Source organism: Atribacteraceae bacterium, assembly GCA_035477455.1.
In the GTDB taxonomy this organism is placed as follows: Bacteria; Atribacterota; Atribacteria; order Atribacterales; family Atribacteraceae; genus DATIKP01.
Genome location: DATIKP010000045.1, coordinates 1 through 20,990, shown reverse-complemented (window position 1 = coordinate 20,990; position 20,990 = coordinate 1). Strand labels below are relative to the sequence as shown.

21 protein-coding genes are annotated in these 20,990 nt (G+C 50.5%); 1 reads left to right on the top strand and 20 read right to left on the bottom strand.

The window, feature by feature from the left end; genetic code table 11:
- The 20 genes from VLH40_02665 to VLH40_02570 all read right to left on the bottom strand — a co-directional run.
- Positions 1 to 428: DUF2232 domain-containing protein (locus tag VLH40_02665; protein ID HSV30912.1), on the bottom strand; the 428-nt coding region annotated here is incomplete at its 3' end.
- 12 nt (positions 429 to 440) lie between these two features.
- Positions 441 to 686 carry a 30S ribosomal protein S18 gene (rpsR, locus tag VLH40_02660; protein ID HSV30911.1) on the bottom strand — a complete coding sequence of 82 codons (246 nt, stop codon included), beginning with the start codon at positions 684 to 686 and terminating at the stop codon, positions 441 to 443.
- A gap of 294 nt (positions 687 to 980) precedes the next feature.
- Positions 981 to 1,400, bottom strand: coding sequence for a 30S ribosomal protein S6 (rpsF, locus tag VLH40_02655; protein ID HSV30910.1), 420 nt, complete (start codon positions 1,398 to 1,400; stop codon positions 981 to 983).
- A 124-nt stretch (positions 1,401 to 1,524) separates the two neighbouring features.
- Positions 1,525 to 2,781 (bottom strand): adenosylhomocysteinase, encoded by a 1,257-nt coding sequence (locus VLH40_02650; GenBank protein HSV30909.1) that lies wholly within the window; start codon positions 2,779 to 2,781, stop codon positions 1,525 to 1,527.
- Positions 2,782 to 2,883: 102 nt separating this feature from the next.
- Positions 2,884 to 4,080 (bottom strand): methionine adenosyltransferase, encoded by a 1,197-nt coding sequence (gene metK / locus VLH40_02645; GenBank protein ID HSV30908.1) that lies wholly within the window; start codon positions 4,078 to 4,080, stop codon positions 2,884 to 2,886.
- A 169-nt stretch (positions 4,081 to 4,249) separates the two neighbouring features.
- A complete protein-coding gene (rsfS, locus tag VLH40_02640) occupies positions 4,250 to 4,624 on the bottom strand; it encodes a ribosome silencing factor (GenBank protein HSV30907.1) in 375 nt (124 codons plus the stop codon).
- Positions 4,614 to 5,513: an LCP family protein gene (locus VLH40_02635; protein ID HSV30906.1), complete on the bottom strand. Its 900-nt coding sequence runs from the start codon at positions 5,511 to 5,513 to the stop codon at positions 4,614 to 4,616. Before VLH40_02635 ends, rsfS begins: the two co-directional genes overlap by 11 nt.
- 433 nt (positions 5,514 to 5,946) lie before the next feature.
- Positions 5,947 to 6,540, bottom strand: a complete 594-nt coding sequence (gene nadD, locus VLH40_02630; protein ID HSV30905.1) for a nicotinate-nucleotide adenylyltransferase — start codon at positions 6,538 to 6,540, stop codon at positions 5,947 to 5,949.
- Positions 6,541 to 6,576: 36 nt separating this feature from the next.
- Positions 6,577 to 7,827 carry a glutamate-5-semialdehyde dehydrogenase gene (locus VLH40_02625; protein HSV30904.1) on the bottom strand — a complete coding sequence of 417 codons (1,251 nt, stop codon included), beginning with the start codon at positions 7,825 to 7,827 and terminating at the stop codon, positions 6,577 to 6,579.
- A 48-nt stretch (positions 7,828 to 7,875) separates the two neighbouring features.
- Positions 7,876 to 9,021 carry a glutamate 5-kinase gene (proB, locus tag VLH40_02620; protein ID HSV30903.1) on the bottom strand — a complete coding sequence of 382 codons (1,146 nt, stop codon included), beginning with the start codon at positions 9,019 to 9,021 and terminating at the stop codon, positions 7,876 to 7,878.
- Positions 9,011 to 10,297 carry a GTPase ObgE gene (obgE, locus tag VLH40_02615; protein HSV30902.1) on the bottom strand — a complete coding sequence of 429 codons (1,287 nt, stop codon included), beginning with the start codon at positions 10,295 to 10,297 and terminating at the stop codon, positions 9,011 to 9,013. The genes proB and obgE overlap by 11 nt, the downstream gene beginning before the upstream one ends.
- Positions 10,298 to 10,305: 8 nt before the next feature.
- On the bottom strand, positions 10,306 to 10,575 hold the full coding sequence (gene rpmA / locus VLH40_02610; protein HSV30901.1) for a 50S ribosomal protein L27: 270 nt from the start codon (positions 10,573 to 10,575) through the stop codon (positions 10,306 to 10,308).
- An 80-nt stretch (positions 10,576 to 10,655) separates the two neighbouring features.
- The gene (gene rplU / locus VLH40_02605; protein ID HSV30900.1) at positions 10,656 to 10,967 is read right to left on the bottom strand and encodes a 50S ribosomal protein L21; all 312 of its coding nucleotides are present in this window, start codon (positions 10,965 to 10,967) and stop codon (positions 10,656 to 10,658) included.
- A 278-nt stretch (positions 10,968 to 11,245) separates the two neighbouring features.
- Positions 11,246 to 12,736, bottom strand: a complete 1,491-nt coding sequence (locus tag VLH40_02600) for an Rne/Rng family ribonuclease (GenBank protein ID HSV30899.1) — start codon at positions 12,734 to 12,736, stop codon at positions 11,246 to 11,248.
- Positions 12,737 to 13,339: 603 nt separating this feature from the next.
- The gene (locus VLH40_02595; protein ID HSV30898.1) at positions 13,340 to 15,172 is read right to left on the bottom strand and encodes a TIGR03960 family B12-binding radical SAM protein; all 1,833 of its coding nucleotides are present in this window, start codon (positions 15,170 to 15,172) and stop codon (positions 13,340 to 13,342) included.
- Positions 15,173 to 15,217: 45 nt separating this feature from the next.
- Positions 15,218 to 16,294, bottom strand: coding sequence for a rod shape-determining protein RodA (rodA, locus tag VLH40_02590; GenBank protein ID HSV30897.1), 1,077 nt, complete (start codon positions 16,292 to 16,294; stop codon positions 15,218 to 15,220).
- A complete protein-coding gene (gene mrdA, locus VLH40_02585) occupies positions 16,291 to 18,039 on the bottom strand; it encodes a penicillin-binding protein 2 (protein HSV30896.1) in 1,749 nt (582 codons plus the stop codon). Before mrdA ends, rodA begins: the two co-directional genes overlap by 4 nt.
- On the bottom strand, positions 18,029 to 18,529 hold the full coding sequence (locus VLH40_02580) for a hypothetical protein (GenBank protein HSV30895.1): 501 nt from the start codon (positions 18,527 to 18,529) through the stop codon (positions 18,029 to 18,031). The genes mrdA and VLH40_02580 overlap by 11 nt, the downstream gene beginning before the upstream one ends.
- A complete protein-coding gene (gene mreC / locus VLH40_02575; GenBank protein HSV30894.1) occupies positions 18,522 to 19,328 on the bottom strand; it encodes a rod shape-determining protein MreC in 807 nt (268 codons plus the stop codon). Before mreC ends, VLH40_02580 begins: the two co-directional genes overlap by 8 nt.
- Positions 19,329 to 19,413: 85 nt before the next feature.
- Positions 19,414 to 19,863 carry an FAD:protein FMN transferase gene (locus tag VLH40_02570; protein HSV30893.1) on the bottom strand — a complete coding sequence of 150 codons (450 nt, stop codon included), beginning with the start codon at positions 19,861 to 19,863 and terminating at the stop codon, positions 19,414 to 19,416.
- A 55-nt stretch (positions 19,864 to 19,918) separates the two neighbouring features.
- Here VLH40_02570 and VLH40_02565 point away from each other — a divergent pair.
- On the top strand, positions 19,919 to 20,990 hold a 1,072-nt coding region (locus VLH40_02565), incomplete at its 3' end, for an IS630 family transposase (protein ID HSV30892.1).

Below are 20,990 nucleotides of genomic sequence, written 5' to 3'. Positions count from 1 at the left end.
GTCCGTTCAAACGCTTCCTCCATAATGGCGATATTCGTCGTGATTGGGTGAAGGCCGGTTATGGCGATTGCCAAACCGATCAAGGCCAGCTTGGAGAGGATTGAAACACCGGCACTGAAACCAATCACTTCAAAAAAAGAGGTCTTTTTACGAACTAAAACACCCATAGCCATACCGACCAAGGAAAAACCAATGAAAGAAACCAAGGCCTGCATCACTCCCGCAAAAGCAAAAACAATACCTGTGGCTACCGCCGAAGCAAGGAGTCCGGTTCGGAGGTTCCACCTGATGACCAGAAACATGACCGGCAGGGGGCAGAGAAAAGTCAGAAGAAACCCAAGGATCGGTACGTAAATGGACGCCAGATAGAGTACAACAGTTAGGGCGGCAAGAAATGCTCCTTCAACACTCGGCCTAAATGACCTCATGACTTGGTTGCATCAATCAACTGCGTAAGGTAGCAATCCGATTTCCCGGGCTCTCTTTATAGCAATCGCCAGTTCTCTCTGATGCTTGGCGCAGTTACTGGTTACCCGCTTGGGCATAATTTTCTTCCTTTCACTCAAAAACCTCAGTAGGCGGTTGACATCTTTATAGTCGATTTGCGACTTGTCCATACAAAACGCGCACACTTTTTTGCGGCCACGCCGGAAAAACCGTTTTCCACCTTCTTTTAGTGTTGGCATGCTCATTAATCCTCCTCTGTAAATACAGGCTGTAGATGTTTAGCCGTTTGGGCTTTTAGGTAACACCAATGTAAGTTTTTGTTTTACCTAAAAAACTAAAAGCCTACCGCCTAATAGCCTGTTATTCTTTCTTCTCTGAAAACAAAACTGTAATTGTTGAACAGTACTTGATCCGCGACCACCGTGAAAGAACAGGACTCCTACCCACCCGCAATTAAGGGTGGTCACTGGAGACCGGAGGGCTGAATACCGTAGATCAGGCTTCCCCCAATAATGCAGCCAATTAGAAAGATCTTATTGAGGTTCTGGGGAGGCAAGCGGAACCTCGGCTCCATATCCCTCTTCCAACGGGCTTTCCAAAAGCGCATCAGCCTCCTGGGGTGCCGTAGGTGTTTGGGAAGCAGCGGTCTGTACCGGCCGGATGGCTTTGCCCTCTTCCTTGACAATGATATGGCGGATAATCATCTCCGCTAAACGAATCACCCGGGTTATCTCATGAATATTCTGCGGAGCGGTCCTGAAGTTGATAAATACGTAAATTCCTTCGGTTTGTTTTTCGATAAGACTGGCCAATCGTCGCTTTCCCCAGACGTTGGTTCTTTCAATAACCCCTCCTTCTCTGGTGATGAGGGTCTTGATTTTTTCCAGGGTAACCCGGACATCTTCATCGGTTGCGTTTGGCTTGATAACTAAACCTAATTCGTACGGTTTCATAAAAAGACCTCCCTTTGGACTAGTGGCCTCACCCGTTGGTGAAGCAGGGGAAATGTACTACGCATTCTGCCTCAGAGACAAGGTATGTATTTGACCTTCCCTTCGCCTTGTACTCAATCGTAAATCAAGTTCCCTCTTCCCAGGATGCGAGATATTTTTCCTGGCGGGGGGTCAGCATATCGATCCGTGCACCCAGCGATTCCAGCTTGAGATAGGCCACCTTCCGATCGATTTCCTCAGGAACCGGGTATATGGTGTTCCTTAGGTGTCCGGCGCGTTCCTTAATATAGGCAACCGATAGGGCCTGGTTAGCGAAACTCATATCCATGACCAAGGCGGGATGACCTTCCGCGCAGGCCAGGTTCACCAAGCGTCCCTCACCAAGCAGGGATATTTTCGTACCGGTCGGAAGCGTATACTCATTGACCAGAGGGCGGACCTCTCGTTTGTTTACGCAGAGCTTTTCAAGTTCATCGATATCAATTTCCACATTAAAATGGCCAGCGTTGGCCAGTACCGCTCCATCGTGCATTGCGAGAAAATGTTCACGGCGAATGACCGAAATATTTCCAGTAACGGTTACAAAGAGGTCTCCCCAAGAAGCGGCTTTGTCCATAGGCATCACTTCATTACCATCCATCAGGGCTTCCAGGGCTTTGATTGGCTCCACTTCGGTAACGGCGACCCGGGCCCCCAGGCCGCGCGCCCGGAGAGCGACTCCCCGGCCGCACCACCCATACCCGGCGACCACGACTTTTTTTCCGGCGATTAAGGTATGCGTCGACCTCAGAATTCCTTCAAAAGTGCTTTGGCCGGTACCATAGCGGTTATCGAATAAATACTTCGTTTGAGCGTCATTGACCGCGATAATCGGATACTGGAGTTGATTTTCTTTGGCCATGCTCTTCAGGCGGATCACCCCGGTCGTCGTTTCTTCGGTTCCTCCGATGACCTGGCTGATCGAGGTTTCAGCGGATTTACGGAGCGTGAAAACCAAGTCGGCCCCGTCATCCATGGTCACTTGGGGATGGATGGCAAGAGCGTCATTGATGTGTCGGTAATAAGTATCCCGGTTTTCCGCCCGGATCGCATAAACTCCGATATGGTAGTCCTTCACCAGGGATGCGGCGACATCGTCCTGGGTACTCAGCGGGTTTGAAGCACATAGCCTGATTTCGGCCCCACCGGTGGCTAATGCGTTCATTAACACTGCCGTCTCGGAAGTGACGTGGAGACAGGCGGCAATTTTTAAGCCCTGCAGGGGCTTATTTTTCTGCCATTCACTGGCGATCCCGGCCAGAACCGGCATTTCCCGCTCGGCCCATTCGATTTTCTTTTTCCCTTCCGGAGCCAAATCGAGGTTGGCGACATCGTAATCCATGGCAACCCTTTCTAATTTCCCACAAACAATGCGGGTATTTTTCGGTCAAGAATGCTCTGCAGGCCGCTCATCGCTTTGCGACAGACCATATTTTTCTCCAACCTAGAGGCCGGCTAGATTTCTAATATTTTGGACTTGGTCTGTTTTCTCCCAGGCAAAGTCGATATCATTCCGCCCGAAATGTCCATAGGCAGCGGTCTTCTTGTAAATCGGGCGTCGCAGATTCAAGTTTTTGATTATCGCACCGGGGCGGAGATCAAAAACCGAACTGATAATATCCAGAATTTCAGCGTCGCTTATTTGGCCGGTTCCAAAGGTATCTACAGACGTAGAGACCGGGTGGGCGACCCCAATGGCATAGGCGAGTTGAAATTCACAGCGGTCGGCGAGCCCTGCGGCGACAACGTTTTTGGCCACATGCCGCGCGGCATAGCTAGCAGACCGGTCCACTTTTGTCGGATCTTTTCCAGAGAAGGCGCCACCACCGTGCTTTCCTATCCCGCCATAAGTATCCACAATGATCTTACGACCGGTTAATCCGGTATCGCCCTGCGGACCGCCGATAACGAACCGGCCGGTGGGGTTGACCAGAATTCTGGTATTTTTATCGAGATATTCTTTGGGGATGGCCGGTTCGATCACTTCCCGTTCGATACTCCGGGAAAGATCGGCGAGGTTCACATCGGGATGATGCTGAGATGAAACGACGATGGTATTGATCCGAACCGGTTTGTGGTTTTCGTAATCAACAGTCACCTGGGTTTTTCCATCCGGCCGGAGAAAAGACAAAACCTCCTTTTTGCGCATCTCCGCCAACCGCTGGGCCAACCGATGAGCCATAGCTATGGGAAAAGGCATATATTCAGGTGTTTCGTTACAGGCATAGCCATACATCATGCCCTGATCGCCGGCCCCGATGAGAAACTCCTGATTTTCCACCGTTTCTCCCATTTTCGCTTCGAGGCAGCGGTTAACACCCAACGCGATATCGGGAGATTGTTCGTCAATGGCGGTCAAAATCGCACATGTTTCATAGTCGAATCCATATTTTGCCCGGGTATATCCAATATCACGTATCGTGTTCCGGGCAATCCGGGGAATATCGACGTACGAGTCGGTACTGATTTGTCCGGCAACTAAGACGAGGCCGGTGGCGACCAGGGTTTCGACCGCGACTCTTCCTCGGGGATCCTGGGCAAGGATCCCATCCAAGATTGCATCAGATATTTGGTCGGCTATTTTATCGGGATGGCCCTCAGTGACTGATTCTGATGTAATCTGGTAGAACTTCTTTGGCATTTTCCTGATCTCCCTTCTCTTCTGAAGATATATAAAGACCATCCGGCGTTTGTTGTCTCCTCTAAAACCATCAGCGATTTCTAACTAGCGCTGTAAACAAAAATAAAGCCTCCACGACGGAGGCTATTCAAACCCGGGCAAATACGTTAGCATAGCCTGAAAGGCTCTGTCAACCGATTTGATCCAGCCTGTCGATATTTTCTCTTTGCAAATAAAGTATGGCTGCTTTCCGCCATATTTTCTCCAGCTGGTAAAATTCCCGTTCCTCCTGGCGGAAAATATGAACAAGGATGTCTCCATAATCGAGAAGGATCCATTCGCCGCTTTCCAGCCCTTCCCGGTGGTGTGGGAGAAGGTTTTCCGCCTTCATTTTTGTCTGGACCGCTTCCGCTATCGCCTTGGTTTGTATGACACTTGGCGCGCTCATCACCACCCAGTAATCGGCCAACGGAAACATTTCACGAAGGTCCAGGAGAGTAAAGTCATAGGCTTTTTTTGATTCGGCTGCTTCCAGTATGCGTTGGATTTTTTCCTTAGCTGTCATTTAGTACCTTCTCCCGGGCAAAAAATTCTTCGATCAGCGTACGACTCTTGACGAGGTCCGGTTCCCAGTAACTGACACCTCCGATATGTGTCGCTTTACCCGGGAGTGTTTCAAGCGAGAGGTTCTCGCTGCTCAACCCTTTATACCATAAAGCTAGACTGATGATACTTTCCGCTGGAATGTTCGTGTGAAAGGCATTGCGTAGTTCGTTGATGATTTGGGGAAACCGGGGAAGATGGGCGGGATTCTCCATTTCCTTGATCAAGGCTTGGATAAAGGTTTTCTGGCGCTCAATACGACCGATGTCTCCCAGAGGGTCGGTTCGATAGCGAACGTATTGCAAAGCCTTCTCCCCATCCAGCCGTTGCCGGCCGGCAGATAGGTTGATATATAAATCCTGGGCCCGATCGACATAATACATATCTTTTTCTACATCGATTTCTACGCCGCCCAGGGCGTCGACGATCTTACTGAATCCTTTATAATCCGTTTCCACAAAATGGGGAATCACCATTTGAAAAGCGTTTTCCAGGGTGCCTCGCAAGAGCTCGACACCTCCCCGGGAATAGGCGTGGTTGGCCTTATCATACCCCCGCTCGGGAAGGTATAAACGAGAATCCCGGGGAACGGAGAGAAACAGGACCTCTCCGGCTTCAGTATTCAAACAAACCAGGATAATCGTGTCACTACGGACCGGGTTGATACCATCCTGACCGACGACTAATATAATGGTGTCTTCAGGAGAATCAACTCCCATGACCCGTTTGAAGATCTGATCCCGAAAGGGAACATTGAAAACGAAAAGAACGACGAAACCAATAAAAAAGCCGATGAACAGAAAAATAAAATTATAACTTCGCCGTTTCTTTTCTCGTTTTGTTTTCGGCATCGTTTATTTCCTTTTCATGATGTTTTACATCAGGATGTTCGAAGACATCCCGACTCTCCGGATAGATTGTTTTCTCTCGTCTCATGAGAAAGCCGAATTCAATTTTCAAGCCACCCGTTCCACGCCGAGCTACTCCCGGCCAGTTTCACTGAGATCGGCCATTAACAGTATTTTATCAAACTAATTCACATTTTTATAGACGGTAACCGGATAGCATTAGCCATCAGAACTAGCCAATCCGTTCCGCCGAAATTAGCGGCCATGAAAACCGAGGCGGCATAAACGCATAAAACGCCTGGTTTATAGAGATCGGCCGGGTAGACTTACCCGCGTCCAAGCCATACCGACTTGTTCGACGCCTCACTTTCTTCACCGTTACGAGACAGTGGTCATAGCACTTGGGTGCGGGCATACAAGCCAGAGACGGCGAACTTCAGCGGACCTCACAATAAAGTCCGTTCTTGTAAATATAGTCTTCCACCGCTTCCGGCAAGAGATATTTTATGGTTTCTTTCCGAGACACCCGCCGGCGGATCTCTGAAGATGAAATCGCCAGGGCGGACACTTCAATGGTCTTGACATTTTCCCGGAATTGATCCGATAAGGAGGAGAACATAAATCCCGGCCGGGTCGTGACGACAAATGTGCACACCTCAAGGAGGCTTGATGAATTGTTCCAGGTGCTAATTTGGGAAAAGGCATCGGCTCCGGCGATAAAGAATATTTCGGTTTTTCCTCCCCATTGTTTCTTAAAATATCGAATGGTCTCAATGGAATAGGATTGACCCTTCCGTTCGATTTCAACTGACGAAACGATGAAATGCGGATTACTGATAGTGGCCAGCACACACATCAGATGGCGATGAATTGGGTCGGAAATGTGCTGATTAAGCTTGTGCGGCGGTCGGGCTGACGGGACAAAAACAACCTCCTCCAGATGAAAAAAATCTCTGACCTCTTCCGCGGCGACCAAATGGCCGTGGTGAATGGGATCGAAGGTGCCGCCCATGATACCCTTTTTCGGCAAGATTTTCAGCTCCTCACCAAGAAAGAACTATCCTGTTTATTGTCGTATCTGACCATTCCCGTATACGATGTACTTCGTTGTCGTCAATTCCCGTAAACCCATAGGTCCCCGGGCATGGAGTTTCTGGGTGCTGATCCCTATTTCGGCACCCAAGCCAAACTGTTCACCGTCAGTAAAACGGGTCGAGGCGTTCACGTACACCGCTGCCGCATCGACTTCTGCCAGAAAACGGCGAGCCTGACGGTAATCGCTGGTTACGATAGCCTCAGAATGACGGGAGCCGTAATGATGGATATGGCTGATTGCTTCATTGATCCCGGAAACGATCTTCACACTCAGGATGAGATCCAGAAATTCACACCACCAATCCTCCTCGCTTGCTGGTTTGGCTTGAGGAAGAATGGCCATGGTCTTTTCGCATCCCCTTAACTCCACTCCCCGCGCCCCCAGAGCTTCGGCTAAAGGAGGAAGAAAACCCTGAGCGATGGCTTCGTCGACTAACAGAGTTTCCGCAGCGTTACACACGCTGGGCCGTTGAGTTTTCGCGTTGATCAGAATAGCTTCGGCCATGGGGAAATCCGCGCTCGCTTCGATATAGACATGACAGTTACCTACTCCGGTCTCGATCACCGGGATGTGCGAGTGTTCTATGACTGACTGGATCAGTCCCGCCCCCCCCCGGGGTATAGCTACATCGATACAGTCGCGCAACGAAAGAAGCTCTTGGACGTCCTGGTGACTTTCGCTCTCGATGAGCAAAACAGCGTTCTCCGGCAAGCCCGTTTCCCCCAGGCAACGACGGGAGAGGTCGGCCAGGACTCGATTGGAGTGGCGAGCCGAATGGCTGCCCCGCAGAACGAGGGCGTTCCCCGCTTTCACACCCAGGGCGACACTGTCGATGGTTACATTGGGTCTGGCTTCGTAGATAATGGCGATAACGCCAAGAGGAACCCTGATGCGCTCGATAATCAGTCCATTGGGCCGGGTCACCCCGGAAACGATTTCACCGATCGGGTCGGGGAGCAAGGCCACATTTCGTAATCCATCGACCATGGCCTGGATCCTTTTTTCATCAAGCACCAGACGATCGGTAAGAGAAACCTTCATCCCTTCCATCCGCGCCGCGGTAAGGTCTCGTTTATTTTCAATGAGAATATTTCCTGACTCTTCCCCTAGTCTTCCAGCCAGAACTTCCAGAAATGTGTTTTTTTGCTCTGCCGTTGCATTCATCAGGATATATGAAGCTTTTTTCACCGCTCGGACTAAGTCATGGAACCGGCTAACCATGATCAGCCCCCCCCTTTTTTTCCGGTAATGAAATACAATCGATTGCTGTTATCGCGATTCCCTTTCTCCCTTGGCCTCATCTTCGGGAAAAAGAGCCAAATTATCCACGTGGACGACCTCCGGAGAAGCCACCCTGTCCGGCCACTTTTTTTGGAGTTGATCGGAATGGCACCCACTGATCGCCTTCAATTCATCCGATGAATAATTCACTAATCCCCGGGCGATCAATCTTCCGCTTTTTCCACGGATTTCAACGCAGTCCCCCGGCTCGAAACTTCCTACGCTACCGGTGATGCCGGCCGGAAGGAGGCTTTTGTTTCCAGAAATGGCTTTTTCCGCTCCCTCATCGACTATGATTGTTCCCTGGCATATCATGCCGAATCCAATCCACCTTTTGCGACTGCGCAGAGCCTTGGGAAGTGGTGAAAAATAAGTCCCTCGTTCCTTACCGGATAGAATGTCGGAAAGGATCGAGAAGTCTTTTCCGGAGGCGATGATTGTGCCAATACCGGACCATGTGGCGATACGGGCGGCAGTGATCTTGCTTTTCATCCCACCGGCAGAGAAAACACTGCCTTGTCCACCGGCCATGTCTTCGATCATCTTATCGATGTAATCGACTTTGCGAATGAAAGTCGCGTGGGGGTCCTTTTTCGGATCGGTGGTATACAGGCCCTCGATATCCGAGAGGATCACCAACAAGTGCGCATCGACCAGTGAAGCGACCAACGCAGAAAGCCGGTCATTGTCCCCGAACTTGATTTCTTCCACTGCTACAGTATCGTTTTCGTTGACAATGGGTAAAACGCCAAGGGTGAGCAAGCTTTCAAACGTATTCCGGACATTGAGATATTTTGAACGATTGTGGGTATCTTCCGGAGCAAGGAGAACTTGGGCAACCGGGACCGAGTGGCTGGCAAAGACCTCTGAATAGCGTTCCATAAGAATAACCTGTCCGATTGCCGCCATGGCTTGTTTGAAGGGAATATCCCGGCGCATTTCCCGGATCCCCATGACACTCATCCCGCAAGCCATGGCCCCGGAGGAAACCAGGATCATCTGCTTGCCTCTCTGGCGGATCCTGACGATATTTTCAGCAAGTTGCCCGAGCCGATCCCGGCTGATATTGTTTCCGTCAACCAACAACGATGAACCGACTTTTACAACAATGAGTTTCGTCCAATCACTGAACATTTTCTGAACTGGATTCGGAGAGCTTGAGCTTCCGTCCATCCCAGACGAATCTGATAGAGCCGACATTTACGATCGAGTTTTCCCGGAGAGGCTTTAGATAACGGATAAAGTCGGTTTCTTGCAATTTCCGGTTCAGCAGGGTCAGACCCTCTTTGTCGAGGGGCTCGGTTTCCCGGAGGATCCCTTCCAGAAATGGAGATTGAAAACGGTATTCTTTTTCGGTTAAAACCATGGGTTGGGGTACGAGCTCGTGGGAAACAGTCGAGACTGCCTCGCCTTTCGGCAGCTCACTTAATTTAAGCACCAGAAAATCGAGAAGCTCAGCAATCCCTAAGCCGGTCGGTGCGGATATTCCAAAGATCGGAAGTTGGTTTGCCAAGGCAATCTGCTCAAGCTCGTTCAGACCGCGGCGGTCTTTTGCGAGGTCGAGCTTGGTCCCGACTACAGCATAGGGTTTTTCAGCCAAGGTCAAGGAATACCGGCTGCACTCATCTTTCAACACTCCGTAGGCCTCACGGGGACTCACATTGGCATGGGGTGAAACATCGATTAGGAAAAGCAAGAAGCGGGTCCGTTCGATATGGCGTAGAAACTGGAGCCCCAAGCCTATTCCTTGGTGTGCGCCTTGGATAATGCCTGGAATATCAACCAACATAAGTCTTTGACCGTGGCGTTCGACCATGCCCAGGTTCGGTTGAAGGGTGGAAAAAGGATATTCCGCTATGAGCGGTTTAGCTCGGGTGACGGCAGCCAGAAAGGTCGATTTTCCAGCGTTCGGAAGCCCGGCGATGCCGACGTCGGCAATCAGCTTTAAATCCAGCCGAATAAGGCGTCCCTTTCCGGGTTCACCTTTTTCGGCAAATCGGGGGGCTCGGTTGACCGATGTCCGGAACGTCGCGTTTCCCCGCCCTCCTCGACCACCCCGGGCCACAATCACCGTATCGTTCTCCTGAAGCAAGTCGGCCAACATCTGGCCGCTGGCCTCGTCAAAGATCTGTGTTCCTATCGGAACCTCGATGATGCAATCCTGTCCATTTGCTCCGGATCGGTTGTTTCCTCGACCGGATATACCAGGCTGAGCCTGATACCTGGACTGGAAAGTGAGATCGTATAAGGTGTTTTTCCGGCCGGAAGCCCGCAAGATCACATTTCCACCGTTTCCGCCCCGCCCACCATTCGGGCCTCCGCGGGGAACATATTTTTCCCGTCGGAAACTGACTGCACCATCACCACCCTTTCCAGATTCAATGAATAACTGAGCACGATCGATAAACAATGATTACCTCATGACTCAACTGTCGGCTGTCTTTCAAGCACCGAAACGGTTTTCTTTCCTTTATTTTCATGGAAATCAACAAAGCCATCCCGGGTGGCGAAAAGGGTATAGTCTCGCCCCAGGCCGGTATTCATTCCGGACCGGATCTTGGTTCCCCGCTGACGGACAATAATGCTTCCCGCCCTTACGAACTGTCCACTGAACGCTTTTACGCCGAGTCTTTTTGCGTTGCTGTCCCGGCCGTTTTTCGCACTACCGCCCGATTTTTTATGGGCCATGACCATACCACCTTCCTTACAGGTTTTGTTCCACGGCCTTCGTTTCGAAGATCCAGTTTCCTACCCAGTCATGGAAAGCTTCAATTTTCGATCGAGTCGATCCGTACCAGCATCAAAGGCTGTCGGTGGCCGGTTTTCTTCCGGTAATTTTTTTTCGGTTTATACTTGAATACCACAACCTTACGGGCCTTACCGGTTCTCATAACTCGTCCCCTTACCCGGGCATTTTTCAGGAAAGGGGTTCCAAAATCCACCTGCTCCCCGTTACGAATCATCAGAATCCGGTCAAAAACTATTTCCTGGCCACGCTCCTTACTAGAACTGTCCAACTGAATCATGCTTCCTTCCCGCACGGGATACTGTTTTCCATTTGTTTCCATGATCGCAAACACCCTAACACCTCCCTGGTTTACGGGTCACCGCTCCGGTTGTATAGGCAACCCTTATGTCTCCCGCCATTCCCTGGCGCTGTGTGTGAAAGTAGCGTAACCGGGGTTTGGCGAAAAGCGGTAACAAGTAAAAAACCCAACGGTCCTATCCCGTTGAGTTTTTTTGACGCTCGCGCCATTCAATCCTTCTTAATTTCGGAAAGAAATGTACCATATAAACTTTTCTTTTGTCAATCTGGTCCGGGCAAGTATCCAATTAGCCAGCGTCTGGAGTAAAAAACCTAAGCTGGCGGTGCTTCGGAAAAAAGGCTTTCCCGAATTGCCTCCTCACCAACTCCAGTTATAGTGTATCGGCGGGGAGACACGGCGCTGTCGGTGTTCCAGACGATTTCCTTGGTATAGACGCGCATCAGATTATCAATGAATTTCTTTCCATGTTGGTCGAGATACATACCCAAATCTTCGCCAACCAGAAAAGCAATGGTGGTCGAAGTGGAATGACGACAGATCTCTTCAAGTTTACGCAAAAAATGAATGGCTACAGTCTCGAGCGAAGGCATTTTTCCGTCACCGTCACAACATTGGCATGATTCTCGGAGGATCGAATCCAAGTTCTTCCGGACCCGTTTACGGGTCATTTCCACCAGACCCAGCTCACTCATTTCAACTACTGTACAACGAGTCCGGTCACAGGACAAGGCCAATTCCAGTTTTCTGACCACCTCTTTTTGATGTTCTTTGCGTCCCATATCGATAAAGTCGATCAAAATAATGCCGCCCAAGTCGCGGAGTCTGACCTGACGGGCGATTTCCTGAGCCGCCTCCAAATTGGTCTTTAAAATGGTTTCTTGGAGGTTTTTTTTCCCCACAAATTTTCCGGTATTGACATCGATAACGGTCATCGCTTCAGTCCGGTCAAAAACCAGGTATCCTCCGCTTTTCAGCCAGACTTTTCGGCTCAAGGCTTTTTCAATTTCCCGATTTAAGCCGAAATGGTCGAAAATGTTTTCCCGGCTGTCGAATAGCCGTATACGGTTGCTGAGACGGGGGATGATCGACTCCACAAAATCCTTGAGTTTCTGGTATCCAAAATACGAGTTGATCCAGAGATTCGCCAGATCGTCATCGACAACGTCCCGCACCAAGGTATATAAAATACTGGCTTCTTCATAAAGAATCGCCGGTGAAGAAATGATTTCCGCCTTTTTTTGAATTCTTTTCCACAAACGTCCCAAGTTTTCGATATCCTCTCGGAGATCTTCCATCTTTTTCCCCTCCGCAACGGTTCGAACGATAATCCCGGTATCCGGAGACCGGACCCGCTCGACCAAGCGTTTCAAGCGGTCTCGTTCATCAGCTGAGGAAATCCGGTGTGAAACACCGACGGTATCCATCCCCGGCATGATCACAACGTACCGGCCAGGGAGGGTGATTTTGGTGGTGATCCGGGCACCTTTGGTGCCCATCGGTTCTTTGGCGACCTGGACAATCACTTCCTGGCTGGTTTTGAATAATTCCTCAATCCGTTTGGGTTTCGATTTTTCATCGAATAAAACATCACCGATGAAAAGAAAGGCATTTTTTTCGAAACCAGTATTGATAAAAGCCGACTGGATCCCGGGGAGAACGTTTTCCACGATACCCTTGAAAATATTGCCGGCCAAGCGGGATTCGGTCGCCCGTTCGAAAAAGAATTCGACCACCCTCCCGTCCTCCAATAAAGCGGCTCGTGTTTCGATTTCCGACATATCGATAATCAGATCCTTTTTCACCTAAACAACCTCCGGTCTAACTTTCAAAAAGGACGTTTGCCTTTATTATTTCTGTCGGGGAAGGAAATGATAGCTGTTCTTTGAGATAGGTGCTGAATTTGATTGGGCTAAGTTGTATGTCTTTCCCTATGAATACAAATGATAACATAAAACTGTTCCGCGCCAAGACTGGTTTATCCCATTCCACCAGCCACGGTGTTTCGAGAGATACCGGGCGTTCCTGGTATGATCCAGTGAAAATAAAACGGTATGTGATTCCGCGGGTCGCCTTGATCAGGCCAGGAGCGCTCGGGAGCAGTTTGATGGCTTCGACGGGCCGCATCTCATTCGGCAGTTCCCGACGGCAAAGAAAAAAGACTCTTTCCGGGCTGACCGGTTTTTGGAACGTTAGTTCCACGTATTCGGAAAAACTTTGAATACCCAGAGCCAAGGCCGGACCGAATGAAATACGCGGGCGGGGATTGAAGCCTTGTGAAAAAGCAAGAGGGAGCGATGTTCGCCTGATAACCCGATCCCAAAGGCGAGCGATGTCCAGTTGAGATAAAAAATGAAACGGTTTCAGTTTCAGATGCTTTAGACGTATCCGAACGTTTTCCGGGTTCATCAGAAACACACTCCACAATCATGGCAAATACTCCCGGGAACGCAACGGGCAGTCGGCACTGTTTCCCGGGAAGACAACCACTCCTTTTCGAGAAACGACCGCCTGACCCCGATGGAAACCACTTCCCAGGGGAACGCTTCGTTGAGCGGGCGTTCCCGTCCAGCACAAGCTGCCATATCCAGGTTTTCCTCGGCGAACGACTGTTCCCAACGATCATAAGAGAACCAGTCGCTCCACCCCTCAAGATAACCGCCCTTATGATAGACCCGCTCCAGGACTTTCGCCATACGCCGGTCGCCTCTCGCCAGAGCGGCTTCTAACTGGTTCATCCGGAAATCCGACCAATTCACGCGAACTGATTTCCCAATTCGTTTCGCTGCGGAACGGATTATTGACACTTTACTTTCGAGTTCTTCCGGAGAATTTTGAGAGGCCCATTGGAAAGGCGTATGCGGTTTGGGCACAAAGGCGGAAATGCTGGCCTGAATCTCAAAGCCCCGTTTTCCGGCTGTCTTTTTCGCCAGCGCATAGCTTTCTTCCAGCAACCGGACGATCCCGGCGATATCCTCATCCCGTTCGCCGGGTAGGCCAATCATGAGATACAGCTTGAGCCGTTGCCAGTTTGCAGAAAAAACCTGTTCGATAGTCTTGAGAATATCCTGATCGGTAAGGTTTTTATTGATGATACGGCGCAAATGTTCAGTCCCCGCTTCCGGGGCGAAGGTTAATCCGCTTTTACGAACTCGCTGGAGCTGCCGGGCCAGGTTCAGGGAAAAACAGTTCATACGCAGGGACGGAAGGGACAAATTGACCTTGCGTGGGGCGAGTTTTGCTGACAGGTCGCTGATAATCTCTTCGATACAGGAATGATCGGTACTACTCAGGGACAAAAGAGACAGCTCTTCGAAGCCGGTATAATCGATCATTTCCCGGGCCAAATTATCAATAACGCGCGGGGAACGTTCCCGATATGGGCGGTAAAACATACCTGCCTGACAGAAACGACATCCTCTGGCACATCCCCGGGAAATTTCCAGCGGAGCCCGATCGTGGACAATGCCGATGTAGGGAACAATGACCCGGGTTGGATACGGCATTTCGTCAAGGGAGGCTACCCACCTCCGGAGTACCCGGGATGGAGCACGCCGGTTTTCGCTCACGACACTGTCCAATGTTCCGTCTGGACGGTGGACGACACGGTAGAGTGAAGGGACATAGATGCCCTGAATTTCCGACAGAACCTCCAGCCGGTCAGGTCGTTTCAACCCCCGGGTTTCCCGTAACACCGTGATTAACTCCAATACCACCTCTTCAGCTTCTCCGATCAGCAGCGCATCAAAAAAAGGAGCAACCGGTTCCGGGTTGGACAACGCACTGCCGCCGGCAATCACCAGGGGATCTGTTTCTCTCCGATCAGAACTCCATAGGGGAATCTCAGCCAGATCGAGTAGTCCGAGGATCCCGACATAATTCAATTCGCTTTGCAAGCTGATGCCAACCACATCGTACATGCGGACCGGTTTTTTCCGCTCCAGGGTATAGAGGGGGATTTTCTCCTGACGCATGAGAGAAGCCATGTCCGGCCAAGGAAGATAAGCCCGCTCGGCAATGACCCCAGGCATAGTATTAAAGAGAAAATACAGGATCTTTAACCCCAGATTGGACATCCCGATTTCATAGATATCGGGAAAAAGCAGGGCAATTTCAATATCGGCCGGTTTATGGCCATTGCTGATACTATTTAGCTCCCGGCCGATATACCTAGCCGGTTTTTGAACGGTAAGCAGAGCGGAATCCCGCTCAACAAAATTTTGTATCCGCTTGTCATGCATAGATGATCTCCTTGTCTGCACTACATTGACAGAGCATACCTCCAGTTAGTTTTCTCCTTTGAAGCGGTTGACACTACACACTAAGCCCAGGGCGATCATTTTAATAACCAGAGAGCTCCCCCCGTAGCTGATAAAGGGCAAAGTCAACCCGGTGATCGGCATTATACCTATATTCATACCCACATTGACCAAAATTTGAAAGACGAACATCGCCGCGATCAGAGTCGTAAGATATTTTCCCTCAATATCTTTCGCTTCTCGGGCTATATGCATGATGGCCCACACCAGGACCATAAAGGAAAAAATGAGCAAGGTACCTCCTAAAAATCCTAGCTGCTCGCACCAGGCAGCGAAAATAAAATCGGTATGGCGGGCTGGTAAAAAACGCAACTGGCTCTGCGATCCCGATAAAAGTCCGTCACCCATAAAGCCTCCGGCACCGATGGCGATTTTCGACTGCAGTACATTATATCCACTTCCCAAGGGATCTCGGTGTGGGTCGATGAAGGAAAGGAGGCGATTTTTCTGATAATCGGCCAGAAAAGGCCATAAAATGGGAATCAGACTTCCCAAAAAAGCGAGGCTGAACATGATCTTTTTCCAGTGGAAGCCGCTGACAACTATAGCGCAAAACCACAGAGTCACCAGAATCAGTGTGGTCCCGAGGTCTGGTTGGATGAAAATGAGAAAGCTGGGAATCATGCTCAGGATAGCCAACTGGATATAAAAACTCCAGCTTTGGATCAGGTGGGATTGACGATAGAGATAGGAAGCCAAAAAAATGATTAATCCGACTTTGGCAAATTCAGATGGCTGTACGGAACGGTAGATTAACCAGCTGCGAACACCGATTTCGCTCCCGGAGCCATAGACGAGGACGGCGATAAGAGAAAGGAGAACAAAAAAATACAGCGGCCAGTGGAGCTTCAAAAACCAGTGGTAATCGATCTGCCGTATAGCGATAAAAATGACCCAGCCAAGGATGGCCCAGATGATTTGCCGCCCGTAGAAGCTGGCGGTTCCGAATCCATGCTCTCGTAAAGGATCAGTACTGTACACGGCAACTATGCCGAGAACCGATAGGAGCAGGGTTGCAGTGATCAGGATTTGTTCGGTTTTCATAATCTGCCTCCCCGGTGGGTCAGATACCATTCGATCATTGATCTGGTGATTCGCGTTGCAATTCCGCTCCCGTCCCCGCCGTGTTCAATGAATACCAACAAGACAATCTCTGGGTTATCGGCCGGGAAAAATCCGCCAAACCAGGAATGATCCTCTCCGTGCGGATTCTGAGCCGTTCCGGTTTTCCCCGCTATGGCTACGGGCAGATCCCCTAACATCTGGGCGGTCCCATTCCGGACTGCCTGCCTCATTCCTTCTTGAACCAAGTGCCAGGTGGAATCCTTGAGGGTGAGTTTTTTTACGACTTTTGGTGTATTCACGCGCTCGAGCGTCCCATCGTTAGTAATAATTTGTTTCAAGAGATGGGGTTGATAAAGCGTCCCTCGGGTCGCGATGCCGGCGATCAGGCGGTACATGGAAAAAGGCGTCATCAAAAGGTACCCCTGTCCAATGGAATAATTCAATGTATCCCCCGGAAACCATCTTTCGGCAAAACGTTGTCGTTTCCAGCGGGCATCGGGAAAAAGGGAAATTTTCTCGCCAGGCAGATCAATTCCCGATCCACTGTTTAAGAGAAAGTTTGCCGCCCATCGGTTGATCCCCACTGGACCGATTTTTAAGCCCAGATGGAAAAAGAAGATATTACAAGAAACGGCGATTGCTTCTACCAGATTGAGTGCACCATGTCCGGAACGCCGCCAACAATGGTATCGAAACTCATTGTAGTCGAAATACCCCGGGCAAAAAATTCGCTGATTCCCGTCGACCAGGTTCTCTTCAAGGGCTCCCAGAGCCAGCAGAGGCTTGAAGATAGATCCGGGAGGATGGAGAGACTGTAGAGATTGGTTGTGAAAAAGCTGGCGGGGATCTTCAATCAGGCGGGTCCACTCTTCATGGGTGAGTCCTTGCACCAATCGGTTCGGGCTAAATGCCGGATAAGTGGCCATAACCAGTATCTCGCCGGTTTGCGGTTTCCCGGCTACGATTACCCCTCTTTTCCCTTGCAGGAGTTCGTGGCCAAATTTTTGGAATTCATAGTCAACGGTCAAAACCAACGAGTTATTGAAGCGGGGGGGTTGAACATCGAGCATGCGAACAATTTTACCCAAAGCGTCTACCTCGATTCGGCGGTAGCCCTTCTCGCCCCGGAGGACCTCTTCATAGTATAATTCTATACCGCTTTTGCCGATCAAGTCTTCAGCGCCGTACCCGAGATGGCCTTTTTCCCGCAGTTCTTCCTTACCGATGCTTCCTATATAGCCGATGATATGAGAAAGAGTGTCGTCACCTGGGTATACACGACTGGGTCGTACTTCGACCATAATACCCGGAAGATCCTGTTTCGCTTCTTCGATCCGGATCACCTCTTCAAAGGTAATGGAGTCAATGAGCAAGATCTCCCCCGAGGGGCGTTCCCGGGGAAGATTATCAATTGACCGTCCAATAACCCGCTCCAGCCGGGAAACTATATCAGACATTTCGAGATTTTCGGGCAAATAGGAGACGGCATAATGGGGCATGTCCTGGGCAAGGATTTTTCCATAGCGATCGTAAATATTGCCCCGCGGTGCGGGAAGCGAAGTTATCCGGATCCGATTCATTTCCGATTTTTGCTGGTACAGAGCGGTTTCCAAAATACTGAGGTACCAGAGTCTGATAACCAGAAAAGCGAATGCTGCCAGAAAAATCCAGAGAAGTATTTCAATACGCTTTTCGATCCGGATTTTCGGCTGTTCATTCCACATAGTCGGCCTCGCGTTCTGGAAGAATAAACCGGTAGAACATAAAGAGTAGAATATTAATTGGAATACTCAGAAGAAGAACCAGGACATACTCTAACGATACCCTGCGTACCGAACCGGTCAGAACGGAGATAAAATGTATGAAAAACCAGTCGAACAGTGGTACGGCCAGAAAAAAACCACCAAGGACAAGTGCGTCTTTCTCGAATAGATGAATCCAGATAAAGCCGAGAACAGAGAGAAAAGACGCAAACAATAGGTTTACCCCGAAAGGTGAAAAGGATAGGACATCCAGCAGAAATCCAGCCGTGAGGACAACCGCAACTGCCAGGATCCATAGCTTCTCCCGGGCTAGGACGAATAGAACGAACGCCGAAAGGATGTTCATCTCGGAGAGAAGGGGCCAAAACCAGGTAAGCAAATTGTTTTTTGCAGTGATGAATATGATGCACGCCACCGCCGCCAGAGCATACTCCAGGATGGTCTTAATCATCCCCGCGTGCACTCCGAATGACAAAGAGGTATTCAAGGACTGAAAAATCACTGGCGGGTTCAATCGATACCTCTTTAAAGAGGCTTCCATCGATATCTTTCACCTCCCGGACCCGTCCGATGACGATTCCCCGTGGTGTGCTGATACCTAGACCGGAGGTGACCACCAGATCATCCACTTCTACTTCCGAAGTGCGGTAGATGTAGTTCATGCTACACAACCCCCCCCCGTCGCCAACGACTACACCAATATCTCTCGTACGCTGGATAACGGCTCCAGTAGCCAGTTTAGGGCTGAGGATCAGACGAACAACAGAGTAGGAATCGTAGACATCTTCTATGCGTCCAACCATTCCCTGGTAGGTCACTACAGTCAATCCGCTACGAATTCCATCCCGTATACCTCGATCCACAATGATTTTTCCCAGCCAGTCATAGGGATCGCGAGCGATGACCTGGGCTGGGATCACTTCAAAAGGGATCTTTTTTTCAATGAGCGCCGCCTCCATCATCATGGATAATTCCCGAATCCTTTCTACCAGCAGTGAATTTTCGTTTTGGAGCTGTCCCAATTCATTGATTAAACCACGGTTTTCGATAAGCAATTGATTTTTCGATGTAAAAAAATCCTTCCATCCCTGCAGACCCCGCTCCACAACACGCCAACCCCGGCTGAAAGGAACCGTTACCTGGCGTAATGCACCGAAAACATGAGCCGGTTCACCACCGCGGACGGTAAAAAGGACCAATTGAATGGCAATCACGATGATCACCGTCAGAACAATAAGTTTATTTCTCATGGTTTTGAATCTGTCAATCGCTTTCGTTGTTCCAGTATCCGGGGTTTATCCGGCGCTTCCGGAAGGCATTGCTGGGCGACAGCCTTCATGATCCCGGATTCTTCTCTTCAGAACCGGAAAAAGGAATAAAGATTTCCGCACTCTGCGGATTCATGATCAATGTCCTATCATTTGTCATAGCGAGAATAGCCACCTTTGGAAAACTCTCAACTATCAGCCGGAATGCGCCACGGCCTCCAGCCAAAACAGCCGTGAATAAAATGCCGCTCTCCGTGGTCGTTTTGGACGCCACGATCACGCCGGAAAAAGGATTCGGATAACCGTCGAACGGGCTGAGAACCACTGTTCCGATCAGATCTACTTCACGGAGATGAGAAATGTCCACCCGGGCAGCTCGTTCCAGGGCATACACGGCTCCTCCGGCATTGATCAAGGTCGAGAAGACCCTGCGGCTCTTGGGGAGTCCTTGCAGTACGTCAACCAGATATCCCTTGGCGATACCACCTAGTACATCGTTTCCTAAATAACATTGCATAATGTAACCCTTTGATATATCCTTCCTGTATACTACCTCAAGGAGGATATGTCCGATGCCTTTTCTCAGCCGTAAAGCAAAACTCAAAATAAGCGAGGAACAGGTGAACACGTTGGAAACACTGACCCGCTCCCGTACCGAACCTCATCAGCGGGTGGAACGAGCGACAATACTCCTGAGCTATTACCGGGGAGACACCATCTCCGCCATAGCCCGCACCTTGCGCACCAACCGGGTGAAGGTGGAGCGGACCATCAACAAGGCCCTGGAGCTGGGTATGGAGCGGGCCCTGGACGATCTGCCCCGTCCCGGTAAACCACCCTCCATCACCCCTGAGGCCCGGGCCTGGGTGGTGTCTTTGGCTTGTCAGAAACCCAAGGATCTGGGGTACAGCTTCGAACTGTGGACCACCCGGCTCCTGGCCGACCACATCCGCGCCCACTGCCGGGCAGCGGGTCATCCCAGCCTGGAACACATCGCCCGGGGGACCGTCTCCAAGATCCTCTCCCGCTACCAGGTCAAGCCCCATCGCATCCGCTACTACCTGGAGAAACGGGACCCCGAGTTCGACCGGAAAATGGCTGAAGTGCTCCATGTGTACCACACCGTCCAGTTGATCGCCCAGGGGGAGGAGCAGCCACTGGGAGCGTATCTCTCCTATGACGAAAAACCCGGACTCCAGGCCATCGGCAGCACCAGTGAGGATCTGCCTCCCTGTCCCGGTACCCACCCCACTTTCCAGCGGGATTCCGAGTACAAACGCTTTGGGACGGTGAGTCTCCTGGCCGGGATTGATCTGTTGACCGGTGAAATCCTGGCCACCGTGGAAGACCGGCACCGCAGCCGGGAGTTCGTGGCCTTCCTCGAGCTGGTGGACCAACGCTATCCCCCGCACATGACCATCAACGTCATTCTGGACAACCACTCCTCCCATATCTCCAAGGAGACCCGGGCCTATCTGGCCACCGTGCCCAACCGCTTCTCCTTTGTGTTCACGCCCAAGCACGGCTCCTGGCTCAACTTGATTGAATCCTTCTTCGGCAAGATGGCCCAGAGCTTCCTGCGGGGAATCCGGGTCACTTCCAAAGCTGAACTGAAAGAACGTATCTTCCGGTATTTCGAAGAAC